Annotated in this window: 8 protein-coding genes and 1 tRNA gene; 3 read left to right on the top strand and 6 right to left on the bottom strand. The window is 64.8% G+C overall.

Annotation, left to right across the window (positions count from 1 at the left end; genetic code table 11):
- Nucleotides 1–2: 2 nt before the first annotated feature.
- The 4 genes from D4Q51_RS02465 to D4Q51_RS02480 form a co-directional block, all read right to left on the bottom strand.
- The gene (locus D4Q51_RS02465; RefSeq protein ID WP_120076168.1) at nt 3–1,586 is read right to left on the bottom strand and encodes an alpha-amylase family glycosyl hydrolase; all 1,584 of its coding nucleotides are present in this window, start codon (nt 1,584–1,586) and stop codon (nt 3–5) included.
- The gene (locus tag D4Q51_RS02470) at nt 1,583–3,433 is read right to left on the bottom strand and encodes an alpha-amylase family glycosyl hydrolase (protein ID WP_120076169.1); all 1,851 of its coding nucleotides are present in this window, start codon (nt 3,431–3,433) and stop codon (nt 1,583–1,585) included. Before D4Q51_RS02470 ends, D4Q51_RS02465 begins: the two co-directional genes overlap by 4 nt.
- The gene (locus D4Q51_RS02475) at nt 3,430–4,920 is read right to left on the bottom strand and encodes a tryptophan halogenase family protein (protein ID WP_120076170.1); all 1,491 of its coding nucleotides are present in this window, start codon (nt 4,918–4,920) and stop codon (nt 3,430–3,432) included. The genes D4Q51_RS02470 and D4Q51_RS02475 overlap by 4 nt, the downstream gene beginning before the upstream one ends.
- Nucleotides 4,921–5,045: 125 nt before the next feature.
- On the bottom strand, nt 5,046–7,823 hold the full coding sequence (locus D4Q51_RS02480; protein ID WP_240624527.1) for a TonB-dependent receptor: 2,778 nt from the start codon (nt 7,821–7,823) through the stop codon (nt 5,046–5,048).
- A 306-nt stretch (nt 7,824–8,129) separates the two neighbouring features.
- Between D4Q51_RS02480 and D4Q51_RS02485 the strand changes: the two genes are divergently transcribed.
- The 3 genes from D4Q51_RS02485 (at nt 8,130) to D4Q51_RS02495 (ending at nt 12,204) form a co-directional block, all read left to right on the top strand.
- Nucleotides 8,130–9,176, top strand: a complete 1,047-nt coding sequence (locus D4Q51_RS02485) for a LacI family DNA-binding transcriptional regulator (protein ID WP_120076171.1) — start codon at nt 8,130–8,132, stop codon at nt 9,174–9,176.
- A gap of 126 nt (nt 9,177–9,302) precedes the next feature.
- Entirely contained in the window at nt 9,303–10,829 is a 1,527-nt protein-coding gene (locus D4Q51_RS02490; RefSeq protein WP_120076172.1) for an MFS transporter, read from the top strand.
- Nucleotides 10,822–12,204: an alpha-amylase family glycosyl hydrolase gene (locus D4Q51_RS02495; protein WP_120076173.1), complete on the top strand. Its 1,383-nt coding sequence runs from the start codon at nt 10,822–10,824 to the stop codon at nt 12,202–12,204. The genes D4Q51_RS02490 and D4Q51_RS02495 overlap by 8 nt, the downstream gene beginning before the upstream one ends.
- 6 nt (nt 12,205–12,210) lie before the next feature.
- Here the strand turns inward: D4Q51_RS02495 and D4Q51_RS02500 are convergent.
- Both D4Q51_RS02500 and D4Q51_RS02505 read right to left on the bottom strand, forming a co-directional pair.
- A tRNA-Arg gene (locus tag D4Q51_RS02500) sits at nt 12,211–12,287 on the bottom strand.
- An 88-nt stretch (nt 12,288–12,375) separates the two neighbouring features.
- Nucleotides 12,376–12,771: a DUF6152 family protein gene (locus D4Q51_RS02505; RefSeq protein ID WP_120076174.1), complete on the bottom strand. Its 396-nt coding sequence runs from the start codon at nt 12,769–12,771 to the stop codon at nt 12,376–12,378.
- Nucleotides 12,772–12,815: the final 44 nt, after the last annotated feature.

A 12,815-nucleotide genomic window follows, 5' to 3' on the forward strand; every position in this document is an offset into this window, starting at 1 on the left:
GATCAGATCTCCAGGATAAGGGCAGCGTAGGGGGGAAGGGTTTGCGCCTCCGCGCCGTTGGCGGTGAACAGCGTGGTGCCCGCCGCATCGCCCAGCGCAATCGGCGCGGGGCCGAGGTTGAACAGGCAGCGCAGGCGCTGGCCTTCGCTCGCCCGCGTCAGGTCGAGCAGGTCGCCATCGACCTTGCATGAAGTGACCGCGCCGTGGTGAAGCGCGGGGTTCGCCTTGCGCAAGGCCAGCATCGCCCTCGTATGTTTGAGCAGCGAAGCGTCGTCCGCCTCCTGCCGATCGACGGCCCGCGCGTGGTTTTCCTCGCCCAGCGGCAACCAGCTCGCCTCGGACCCGAAGCCGCCGTCCGCACTCTGCGTCGTCCACGGCATGGGCGTGCGCGCTCCGTCGCGGCTTAGCGTCAGCGGCCAGTTTGCGATGGCTTCGGGATCGTGCAGCTGGTCGAACGGGATATCGACCTGAGTCAGGCCCAGCTCCTCGCCCTGGTAGAGGATGATGTTCCCGCGCAGCGCCGCCAGCAGCGTCATCTTCAGGCGGGCGAAGGCATCGCGGTGGCCGTTGTCAATCCAGCGCGAAAGGGCACGCGGGGCGTCGTGGTTCTCGAAGGCCCAGCTGGGCCAGCCGAGACCCGGCTCGTCGGGCCAATTGCCCAGCGCCTTGCACACCAGTTCCCCGGTCAGCTTGTCGGCATAGAGGAAATCGAAGCCGTAGGCGGAGTTCAGGTGTGTCTCGCCCTGCGTAAAAGCTTTCATCTCGCGGTCGGCATCGTCGCCGCCCACTTCGGCCACGGTGAAAGTGCCGTCATAGCGGTCGGTCAAGGCGCGGATACGCTCGATGAAACGCGGAATGTCGGCGTGCGACTGGTTGTGCAGCTTCAACTGGAAATCGAACGGGCGTGTACGCGGCTTGCCGTTTGCGGGTGCAGGCGGATTGTCGGTGAGCGCAGGGTTGTGCATGCAGAAATTCAGCGCATCGATGCGGAAGCCGTCGACCCCGCGGTCGAGCCAGAACTGCATCACGTCCAGCACCGCGTCCTGCACCGCCATGTTGTGCAGGTTCAACTGCGGCTGCGAGGACAGGAAATTGTGCAGGTAATATTGCCGCCTCCGGGCGTCCCACGTCCACGCGGGACCCCCGAAGACGGACTGCCAGTTGGACGGCGGCGACCCGTCGGGCTTGGCGTCGGCCCAGACATACCAGTCCGCCTTGTCGCTATCTGCGCTGGACCGGCTCTGCGTGAACCACGGGTGTTCGTCGGATGTGTGCGAGTAGACCTGGTCGATCAGCACTTTCAGGCCGAGTTCGTGCGCGCGGGCGACCAGCGCGTCGAAATCGGCAAGCTCGCCAAAGATCGGATCGACATCGCGGTAGTCCGAAACGTCGTAGCCGAAGTCCTTCATCGGGCTGGTGAAGAACGGGCTGATCCAGATCGCGTCCACGCCAAGATCGGCCACGTAGCCCAGACGCTGCGTGATGCCGGGCAGGTCGCCGATGCCGTCGCCGTTCGCGTCCATGAAACTGCGCGGATAGATCTGGTAGATCGCCGCGCCCTTCCACCAAGGCAGTTGTGTGGTCATTCGGCCACCTCGCTCACCCGGCACAGCGCCCATCCGAATGCCGGCAGCGTAAAGGCCGCGCTGCCGGGAGCGGGCACGGCCGCAGGGCAGGTGCCCGCCAGCGTCTCGAACGCGCGCGCCTCGTAACTGAGCCACACGTTGGCGCTGCGCTGTTCGTCGGCGGTGTTGAACACGGCGAGGTATTCTGTGCCGTCGTCGGGATCGAAGCGGGAGACGGCGAAGAAGCCCGGCTCCTGCTCGTAATGGCGCACCTGTTGGCGCCCCAGCGTGAAGGCATCGTGCCCGCGCCGGATGGCAGAGAACTGCGCGATCAGCCGATAGAGCGGATGATCCTCGTCGAAGTTGCTTTCCGCCGTCGTCGCATCGGTGCCGATCAGGTCGTTGTCGTTGTAATCGGGCGTGCGGCTGGGGAACATGTCCTCACGCGCCTGCTGATCGTTGCCGTCGCCCACGAAGCCCTGTTCGTCGCCGTAGTAGATGACCGGAGAGCCGCGCAGGCTCAGCATCATGGCGTGGCCCAGCATCACGCGGGAGAGCAGTTCGTCCTGCGAAATGTCGGGCTGGTCGGCGCGGATCAGGGTGGAGAAGCGGCCCATGTCGTGATTGCCGAGGAAAGTCGGCATGGCGCGTGCGGCCTCCTCGCCGCCTTCGTAGAGCACGTCACCATCGAACATCTCGGACAGCACCACGGTGCCGGTCTCGCGCCCCAGCAGGTCGCGCATGGCGGCCTGGAAGGCGAAATCGAGCACGGCGGGGAAGCCGTCGCGGCGGGTGTACTGGGCGATGTAGCCACTGTCGGGCACGTCCTTGTAGACTTCGCCGAAGATGTGGAAGTTGGGGATGCCTACAACCTCGCTGCGCGCTTCCATTGCGGGCACGAAATGCTGCCAGAAGCCGGGATCGACGTGGCGCGCGGTGTCCACGCGGAAGCCGTCGATGCCGAAATCGGCGATCCAGCTTTCGAAGATCTCGGTCATTCCCTCGCGCACGCGGGGATGTTCGGTGAACAGGTCGTCCAGTCCGGCGAAGTCGCCCATGCGGCTGTCTTCGCCCGTAAAGGTCGTGCTGCCGCGGTTGTGGTAGTAGATCGGGTCGTTGAGCCAGGCGGGCACTTTTACGTCGCTCTCGGCTTCGGGCACTTCGACGGTGTAGGCGTAGTTCGGGTTCACCAGTTTCGCGAAGTTTTCCTCGCTCGAATCCTCGTGGCCCATGAAGCCGGGGTTGATCGGCGCGCCGTCGGGGCCACCGCGCGTGGAATAGGGATAGTCGCCGAGGCTGCGGTAGGCGAAGCCGGTGTCGTCACCTTCGGTAAACTGGATCACGTCGGCGGTGTGGTTCGTGATGATGTCCATGTAGACCTTCATGCCGCGCGCATGGGCGGCTTCGACGAAGGCGGCGAACTCCTCGCGCGTGCCGAAATGGCTGTCGGGCCGGGTGAAGTCCGTCACCCAGTATCCGTGGTAGCCTGCGGACTCGTTGCCTTCCGGCCCCTGCACCGGCTTGTTCTGGAAGATCGGCGCGAACCAGATGGCGGTGATGCCGAGGTTTTCGAGGTAATCGAGACGCGCGGTCAGCCCGGCAAGGTCGCCGCCGTGGAAGAAGCCGCGCGCGGTGGGGTCGAAGCCGTGATCCAGCCGGCCGCCCTCGAAACCGCCGGTGTCATTGGACGTGTCGCCGTTCTCGAACCTGTCCGGCAGGACGAAGTAGACGATCTCCTCCGACGGCTCACGCTCGCGGAAGTCGGCGGATGCGTCCGCGGTGTCGGCCTGCGCCGTGGCACAGCCCGGCAGGGCGAGCGCGGACATGGCGAGCGCGAGGGCGGTCTTGTGGATTGCGGTGTTTGTCATGCGGGAATCTCCACGCGGGCATTTCCGCGCACACAGGATTGCAGATAGTCGAGATGGCGCGGCAGAGCCGAAGCCTGCTGGGCGAGCGTTGCTTCGAGGCCGTCGAGCATCGCGCGAAGGTCGGCCTCGCTCATGGCATCGGCCACGGGGTTGTAGCCTGTTGCCTCCACGCCCTGCCCTGCCAGCACCTGCAACCAGCCCACTTCGGTGAACAGTTCCTCGTGTTCGCGGTGAATGTGGCCGGAGGCGCGCCACTGCTCCAGCTTGGCGGTCAGCGTTTCGGGCAGGTCCATGTGCCGCACCTCGTCCCAGAAAGGCTCTCCTTCGCGGCCATTGGCCCAGTAGTGCAGCACGAGAAAATCGCGGATGCGCTGCCATTCGAAATCGGCCTGCGCGTTGAACCAGTCGATCGTGGCGGCAGGCGCGCGGCCCTTCGGCAGGACCTGAATGAAGCGGCTGATGGCGCTCTGGATCAGGTGGATCGAGGTCGATTCCAGCGGCTCCATGAAGCCTGCCGACAGCCCGATGGCAAGGCAGTTGCCGATCCACTGCTGCCGCCGCTTGCCAGTGGTGAAACGGAGCGGTTTCGGCTCTGCCTGCGGTGCGCCGTCGAGATTGGCGAGCAGCAGGTCCGCCGCCTCATCATCGCTCATGTGCGCACTGGCGTAGACCAGGCCGTTGCCGATGCGGTGTTGCAGCGGGATGCGCCACTGCCACCCGGCCTTTCGCGCGATGGCGCGGGTGTAAGGTGTGAATTCGCCCTTCGTCGCGCAAGGCACGGCCATTGCACGGTCGCAAGGCAGGTAGTGGGTCCAGTTCTCAAAGCCCGCTTCCAGCGCACCTTCGATCAGCAATGCGCGAAAGCCGGTGCAGTCGATGAAGAAGTCGCCTGCGATCCGCTGCCCGTCCTTCAAAATCAGCGCGCCGATCTCGCCGCTCTCGCCGTCACGCTCCACGCTCTCGATCATGCCTTCGATGCGCGTGGCGCCGCTCCCTTCGGCAAAGCGGCGCAGGTACGCGGCATAGAGCCCGGCATCGAGGTGATAGGCGTGCGGCATGGCCTCGCGCTGCATCCGGAGGTCGCGCGCTGCGATCTCGTTAAGCGAAAAGTGCGCCAGCGACTTGGCGAAGCCCGCCTGCTTCGCTCGCAGCCAGTAGTGCTGAAACGGCAGCACACCATGCGCGCGGCCAACGGGGCCGAAGGCGTGCATGTATTCGTGGCCTTCGCCCAGCCAGCCCTCGAACGCGATGCCCAGCTTGAACGTGGCCCGCGTCTCGCGCAGCAGGGCGTTCTCGTCGAGGCCCAGCGCCTTGTTGAACAGGCGGATCTGCGGGATCGTCGCCTCGCCCACGCCCACCGTGCCTATGGCTTCGGATTCCACCAGCGTCACCCGGCACGGGGTCAGCTTCGAAAGCGCTGCCGCCGCCATCCAGCCCGCGGTACCGCCGCCGGCGATCACGATGCTGGGAAATGGCGTATCGGTCATCCTGCTGGCCTTTCGCTGGCGTCAGTCACCCTGCTGCCCCGTTATGGGCGCGCAGGGTAATCGATGGTTCAGCCCATGAATCGGCGGGGAGCAAGAGGAGGAGCGTCTCCCCGCCGATCAGGAACCTATCGGAAACGATAGGTGAAGCCTGCGAGGAAACGGCGTCCGTATTCCTGGTAGTCGATCACGGCGCGCGGCTCGGGCACGTCGAACTGCGACACGAACGGTGCGTTCGTCAGGTTCTGGCCCTGAAGGTAGACCGACAGGCCATCCAGCGCGCCGCCGTCGAAATCGTAGCCCACCTGCGCGTCGACGATCGTCTCTGCGCGGGCCAGGCGGCGCGTCGGCGATCCGCCGAAGCCGGTGAAGTCGGCGAGGAATTCGGAGCGGTAGCGCACGCTGCCGCGAGCATTGAACCCGCCGCGCTCGTAATAGAGCGTGCCGTTCGCCACCCACTTCGAATAGCCGGGGATCACGTCGGTATCGCCGTTGGCGTTCTCGATCGCGGTCTTGGTGTAGCCCACGCCGCCGGTCACGCCGAAGCCGTCAAGCGCGGTGGTGAACACGTCGAACGGGATCGTGGCCGAGAGTTCCGCACCGTAGAAGCTGCCGCCGCCGGTGTTCACTTCGGAATCGAGGAAGCCGACGGTGGTTTCGGGCGTCTGCCCGGCAGGTGTCGGCAGTCCGGCGAAATCGAAGATCGTACGCGAGGAGTCGACGTAGTTGACGAGGTCCTTCACGAACAGCTGCAAGGCCACCACGCCAGCGCCCCCGGCAAAATACTTCTCGATATTCATGTCGAGCGCATTGGCACGGTAGGGGCGCAGGAACGGGTTGCCGCCGCTGCCGCTGATGAACGGCGCTACGCCGGTCGGGCTTTCGGCTTCGTTGTTGTTGATGCCATAGCTGATGGCGGAACGCAGGTCGTCGAGCTGCGGACGCTGAATCTGGCGCGAATAGGCGAGGCGCAGCACCCAGTCGCTGTCGAAACGCACGGTGAAGTTGGCGCTGGGCAGCACGTCCCAGAACTTGTCGCCCAATTCCACGTCCACGCGCTGGCCGCCGGCAAAGGCGATACCGCTCGAGCTCTGGTCGGTGCGGATCGCCTGCACGCCGATGTTTCCGGTCACCACGCCGCTGTCGAAGGGGCGCTCGAAATCGAGCTGAACGTAGCCGGTCATCAGCTCTTCGGAAATGGTGAAGGCCTTGGCCGGGATGTCGTTGGAGGGGTTTTCCTCCAGCACCAGCGTGCCGTCCGCGATCAGGTCGCGCGCGTCGTAGCTGACAATGGGACCGAGGCCGAGATAGCCGAGGTTGGTGGCGCGCAGCAGGAATTCTGAGGGGATGGCGAGTTCTTCCGCGCCGCCTGCGGGAACGACGAAAAACTCGTCCGGCGTCAGGCTCTTGCTGCGGTCGGTGTAGTTCGCGCCCACGTGCAGGGCGGTGAACAGGCCGTCCATCTCGAAGGTCAGGCCGGTGCGATACTGGAACAGCTCGTCTTCAAGGATGCGGTTGTTGTAATAACCCGCCTGGATACGGTCGCCGCCCCAACCCAGCGGGTCGGTCAGCACGATCAGGTTCGGATCGGAGTAGTCGAGCGTCGGGTTGAAGCTGGTGCCGTTGCTGTCGGATACGAAACCGATGGTATCGGTCGCCCCGCCGTCCACATTGTAGCCGGTACCCGAATAGCTCTCGATGCTCAGCTCGTTACGGTCGGTGCGCGAGTAGCCGAAGTCGAAAAAGGCACTCCAGCCGTCGTCGCTTTCGTAGTCCAGGTTCACGCCGCCCGAATAGAGATCAGCCTGGCGCTGGAAGATGTCGTTGCGCACGACGCCCTGCACGTTCTCGAACGTACCGGCTTCGGCAAACCCGCCGAAGGGGCCGTCCACCACGGTGGCGGTGTCGGGATCAAAGGTGGTGCCGAATGCCTGGAAGCCCAGCGGCAGTTCGATGCCGCGCTTGGACTGGTCGTCGTCAAAATTGGAGTAGAAGCCGTCGACCGTCAGCATCAGGTTGGGCGAAGCTTCCCACTGCAGCGTGCCGTTCACGCCGATCCGCTCCAGCTGGGTGGAGGTGACGAAGCTCTTGCTGCCGCCGATGACGAAGGGGCTGCCTTCCTCGCCGCTACCGGCATAACCCCAGGCATTGAATTCCTGCAGCTGGTAAGGCTCGTTGGTGTAGGCCGCCGACAGGGCAAGGCCGATGGTGTCGTTGGCGAACTGGTCCACGTAGGTGGCGTTCACGCGGTAGCCGTATTCCTTCGAGCCTGCGTTCAGTGCGCCGATATCGGCGTAGGAGCCCTTCGCACCGATAGCGAGAACCTGCTCGCCCGCTTCGAGCGGACGAATGGTGCGCACGTCGATCGTGCCGACGAGGCCCTGACCCACCAGGCTGGCGGACGGAGTCTTGTAGACCACCACCTGGCTGACGACTTCGGAAGGATACTGGTCGAATTCCACGGCGCGGTTGTCACCGGTGGAAGTCTGCTCGCGTCCGTTCAGCAGGGTCTGCGAGAAATCCGGGCCGAGGCCGCGAATGGCGATCACGTTGGCGCGGCCATTGAGGCGCTGCGAGGTGACGCCGGGCAGGCGGGCGATCGATTCGCCGATGGAATCGTCGGGCAGCTTGCCGATGTCCTCGGCCGTCACCGATTCCACGATCAGCGCGTTGCTCCGCTTCTCGCCCACGGCGCTTTCCAGCGCGGCGCGGAAGCCTTCGACGATGATCACGTTGTCATCGGCAGGAGCGGGCGAAGCCTCGGTTTCCTCTTCTTCCTCAGTATCCTGCGCCAGGGCATGGGCCGGGAAAGCGGCAAGGGTGGCCAGCGCCATGCCCGCAGCCAGTGCCCGCGTGCTGATGCCCCCACAGAGCGTATTGCGGTGAAGCGAATTGCGAATTGCCATCGAAATGTCCTCTCAATCACCGGCATTCTTTGCACCGGTTGTCCCACGGACTCGGCAGCCTGATCCAGATGTGGCCGCGTCCTTGGCCCTCTGGATAGGCGCGACATTTCGCATATTTGAAGATAGCATACGTATGTGATGCATTCATGCCACAGTTCGGCAGGGCTGCGCCGAGCAGCGGCAAGGCCGTTGTTTACCCCTTGTGCCGCGTTGCCAACGCCCGGCGGTGGGCTATAGCCGGAAAGGCCCGTGACACCGCGCCAAAGACGGCGCGCACCGGACGACATCGGGCAAGAGGAGAGCGAATTGGGACGCAAGCCGAGCGGCAGGCCAACCAGCTTCGACATCGCATATCGGGCGGGGGTATCGCAGCCCACCGTCAGCCGTGCCCTGCGCGGCGACAAGTCCGTCAGCCCCAGCACCCGCGAGCGAATCGAGGAGATCGCGCGGGAGCTGAACTACACCGTCGACAAGAACGCATCGTCGCTCCGCTCGCAGCGATCGAACACCATCGCCCTGCTCTTCTTCGAGGACCAGACGGCGGACGAGAGCATGATCAACCCGTTCTTCCTCTCCATGCTCGGCTCGATCACCCGCGCCTGCGCCAACCGCAAGCTGGACCTCTTGATCTCGTTCCAGCGCATGGAGGACGACTGGCACGTGCAGTACCAGGACAGTCACCGGGCCGACGGGCTGATCCTGCTGGGCTACGGCGACTACACGCTTTACCGCAAACGGCTGGACCAGCTCGAGCGGCAAGGCACGCATTTCGCCCGCTGGGGATCGGTGACGAACGACAGTTCCGGCTCCACCATCGGCTCCGACAATTTCGGTGCAGGCAAGCTGGCAGGAGAGCACCTGATCGAGCGCGGACGGCGCAGACTCGCCTTTCTCGGCCATGCGGACGATCACTATCCCGAATTCGCCCAGCGCTATCGCGGTATGTGCGCCGCGATGGAGGAAGCGGGCCTTGCGCCCGACGCTGGCCTGCAGCGCGATGCCATCACCACCGAAGAGGCCGGGCAGGCCGCAATGCGCAGCCTGATCGAAAGCGGCGCGCAGTTCGACGGCATTTTCGCCGCCAGCGATCTCATCGCGATCGGCGCGATGCGCGCGCTGGCCGAGGCCGGGATGACGGTGCCCAAGGACGTGGCGCTGGTGGGCTTCGACGATATCCCCGCGGCCAGCCTCACCAGTCCGCCGCTCACCACCATCATGCAGGACATCAAGGGCGCGGGCGAACGGCTGGTGGAAACGCTGCTGGCCAAGGTAGACGAGCGCGACATGCCCGATAATCGCCTGCCCACCCGCCTGATCGTGCGCGCCAGCAGCGGAACGGCCCGGAGCGACTAAGCGCCGAAATCCTGCCTGCAATACATTCGTATACGTGTTGTCCGGCCTCGCCATTCGTGCCAGCCACCGGGGATTGACGCGAGACGGCCACAAGACCGTCCGCGCTACGGGATAGGGACACGTTCGATGCAAAAACCGCGTCAGAGTTTCTGGGGGCTGTGGAATATCAGCTTCGGCTTCTTCGGAATCCAGATCGGCTTCGCGCTGCAGAATTCCAACATGAGCCGGGTGTTCCAGACGCTGGGCGCGAGCATGGACGACCTGCCCGCGCTATGGGTCGCCGCGCCGCTAACAGGCCTGATCGTGCAGCCCATCATCGGTCACCTGTCGGACCGCACGTGGAACCGCCTTGGCCGTCGCCGCCCCTATTTCCTGACCGGGGCGATCTTTGCCGCGATCTCGCTGTTCGTCATGCCTCTGGCGCCTACGTTCGGCGCGCCGCTGCTGTTCGCCGCGGCCATGCTGTGGGTGCTCGATGCTTCGCTCAACGTTTCAATGGAGCCGTTCCGCGCTTTCGTGGGCGACATGCTCGATACCGACCAGCACAGCGCGGGATACGCCGTGCAGACGGCCTTCATCGGGGCAGGCGCGGTGGTCGGTTCGATCTTCCCATACCTGCTGGAACAGCTTGGCGTCGCCAACATCGATCCCGCTGGCGGCATTCCCGATACCGTGCGCTGGAGCTTCTGGGCAGGCGCCGCCGCGCTGCTGATCGCGGTGGTATGGACCGTGGTGACAACGAAGGAATACAGCCCCGAAGAACAGGCTGCCTTCGCTGGCGGGCAACCGGTGGAGGACGGCCATCCGATCCGCCTGCTGGCGCAGAAAACCTACCTCTCCAGCTTCATGTGGATCATCGCGGGCGCGATCCTGCTCGCCATCGTGCAGGTTTTCGCGCTCGAGAAGGAGCTGTTCCTGCTGGGCGGCCTGCTGGCAGTCTACGGCCTGCTCTCCGCAATCGCCATCGGCCTCGCCCGCGATGGCCGGACGACCAACATGCTCTCCAGCATCGTGGGTGATTTTTCGGGAATGCCGGAAGTGATGAAGCGCCTCGCCGTGGTGCAGTTCTTCAGCTGGTCGGCGCTGTTCATCATGTGGATCAACACCACGCCGGTGGTGACGCAATACGTGTTCGGCAGCACCGACACCACCAGCGCCGCCTACAACGAAGGGGCGAACTGGGTGAACGTGCTCTTCACCGTCTACAACGGTGTGGCCGCGATCGCCGCCCTCGCCCTGCTCCCGTGGCTCAGCCGCCGTTTCGGGCAGGTGTGGACCCACTCGATCTGCCTGACGCTGGGCGCGCTGGGCTTCCTGATGTTCTTCTTCGTGCGCGATGCGCAGGCGCTGCTGCTGGCCGAGGTTGGCATCGGCATCGCCTGGGCCAGCATCCTGGCGATGCCCTACGCCATCCTCGCCAGCAATCTGCCGCAGGCGAAGCTCGGCATCTACATGGGGCTGTTCAACATCTTTATCGTCGTGCCGCAGCTGCTGGTGGCGACCGTGATGGGCCAGATCATGCTGTGGCTGTTCCCCGGCGAGCCGGTGTGGACGATGCTGTTCGCGGCCATCGTCTGGCTGATCTCCGCCGCCGCCATGCTGCGCGTGCAGGCCGTCCTTCCTTCCGCCAAGCCCGAGGTTTCCCATGCCTAGAATCGCTCTCACCGCCGCCCTTGCGCTGGCAGCCACACCGCTCGCAGCGCAGCAGGCCGATCCATGGCAGCCGCAGCAATACGTGCAGATCGAGGCGCCGGAATGGTCGCGCGATGCAGTGCTCTACCAGATCAACACCCGGCAATTCACGCCGGAGGGCACTTTTACCGCTGCCGAGCAGGAACTGCCGCGCCTCAAGGAACTGGGCGTCGATATCCTCTGGCTGATGCCGATTCACCCCATCGGCGAAGTGAACCGCAAGGGTACGCTCGGCAGCCCCTACTCGGTGCAGGACTATTACGCGGTAAATCCCGAGTTCGGCACCGAGGAAGACCTGAAGAGCTTCATCGAGGCGGCCCACGATCAGGGCTTTCGCGTCATACTCGACCTGGTGGCCAACCATACGGCATGGGACAACCAGCTCGCGAGCGACCATCCCGACTGGTACGAAAAGACCTGGGACGGCCAGTTCCGCCCTACCCCCTGGTGGGACTGGTCCGACATCATCGATCTCGACTGGAGCCAGCCCGGCGTGCGCGAGCACGTGGGCGGAGCAATGGAAATGTGGGTGCGCGATTTCGAGGTCGACGGCTTCCGTGCCGACGTTGCTGGCTATGTCCCCATCGATTTCTGGGAGACGATGCGCGCCCGGCTCGATACCATCCGCCCGGTCTTCATGCTCGGCGAAGTGCAGCAGGTGGTCCACCACCGCGCCGCCTTCGATGCGACCTATGCGTGGGACTGGCATCATACGTCGAAACGCATCGCCAAGGGCGAGGCCGACGCCACCGGCCTGTTCGGCTACTATGCCGAGAACGAGAGCCTGTGGCCGCGCGAGGCCATGCGCCTCACCTATATCGAAAACCACGACAGCAATGCGTGGGAAGGCACGATCTACGAGAACTACGGCCCCGCGCTGCCGGCGATGACCGCGCTCTCTTTCACCGGCGAAGGCCTGCCGATGATCCACAACGGGCAGGAAGCCTGCAACGCCAAGCGCCTCGAATTCTTCGAGAAGGACCCGATCGACTGGAGCCAGGGCGAGGACTGCGCATACGGCGACCTCCTGACGGACCTGATCGCCTTCCGCGATGCCAACCCGGCGCTGCACAACGGTGCCTGGGGCGCTGTGATGAGCCAAGTGGTGAACGACAGGCCGCAGCAGCTCTTCGGCTGGGTTCGCCAGCGCGATGGCAACAAGGTCGTCGGCCTGTTCAACCTGGCGGACGAACCCGTCGAGGCAACGCTGGCCGATGGCCTCGCCGCCGGCACGTACCAAGAGTTCCAGTCCGGGGCGGTGGTGACGATTGGCGTCGGTGACACCGTGTCGCTGCCTGCATGGGGCTTTCGCCTGTTGTCGGCTGGCGGTCATTGAAAGAACTGGCGCACCCGACAGGATTCGAACCTGTGGCCTCTGCCTTCGGAGGGCAGCGCTCTATCCAGCTGAGCTACGGGTGCCGGTCGCCACTATTGGCAGCGGCGCGCCCGTAGCAATGGCACGGGGCATCGCCAAGCGCAATCTCGCGTTTAACCTGCGGGCGAAAGCTTATTGCGCGCGGGGCAGTTGCACCAGTTCGGTGCCGTCTTCCTTGATCACCCGCACGTTGAAGCCGCCGCGGCGTCCGTCGCGCAGGGGATAGTAGCCCACGGTAATCACCTCGCCCGGTGCCAGCGAGCGGCGGTTCCAGCCGAAGCGGCTCAGCGTGTTGGGCGTCATCCCCTCGAATGACCAGCGCCGATCGCGCGTATCGCGGGCGTAGATGAACGTGTGCGGATTGGTCCACACCCAGCGCTCCACCGTCATCTGCTCCAGCGTGCTCTCCGCTCCCCACTCGAACATGGCGGTGGAATGGTGCGCCGAGCCGGGCACGGACATGCCTGCAACCACGGCCAGGGCAGCCCCTGCGGCCAACGCAATGCGGCGGAACGGTTTCGTGGTCATGCGTCTCACTCTCTCCGCAAATGGGCAAGCTGTCTGCGCCGCTC

The organism is Aurantiacibacter odishensis, from assembly GCF_003605195.1.
GTDB classification, from domain to species: domain Bacteria; phylum Pseudomonadota; class Alphaproteobacteria; order Sphingomonadales; family Sphingomonadaceae; genus Alteraurantiacibacter; species Alteraurantiacibacter odishensis.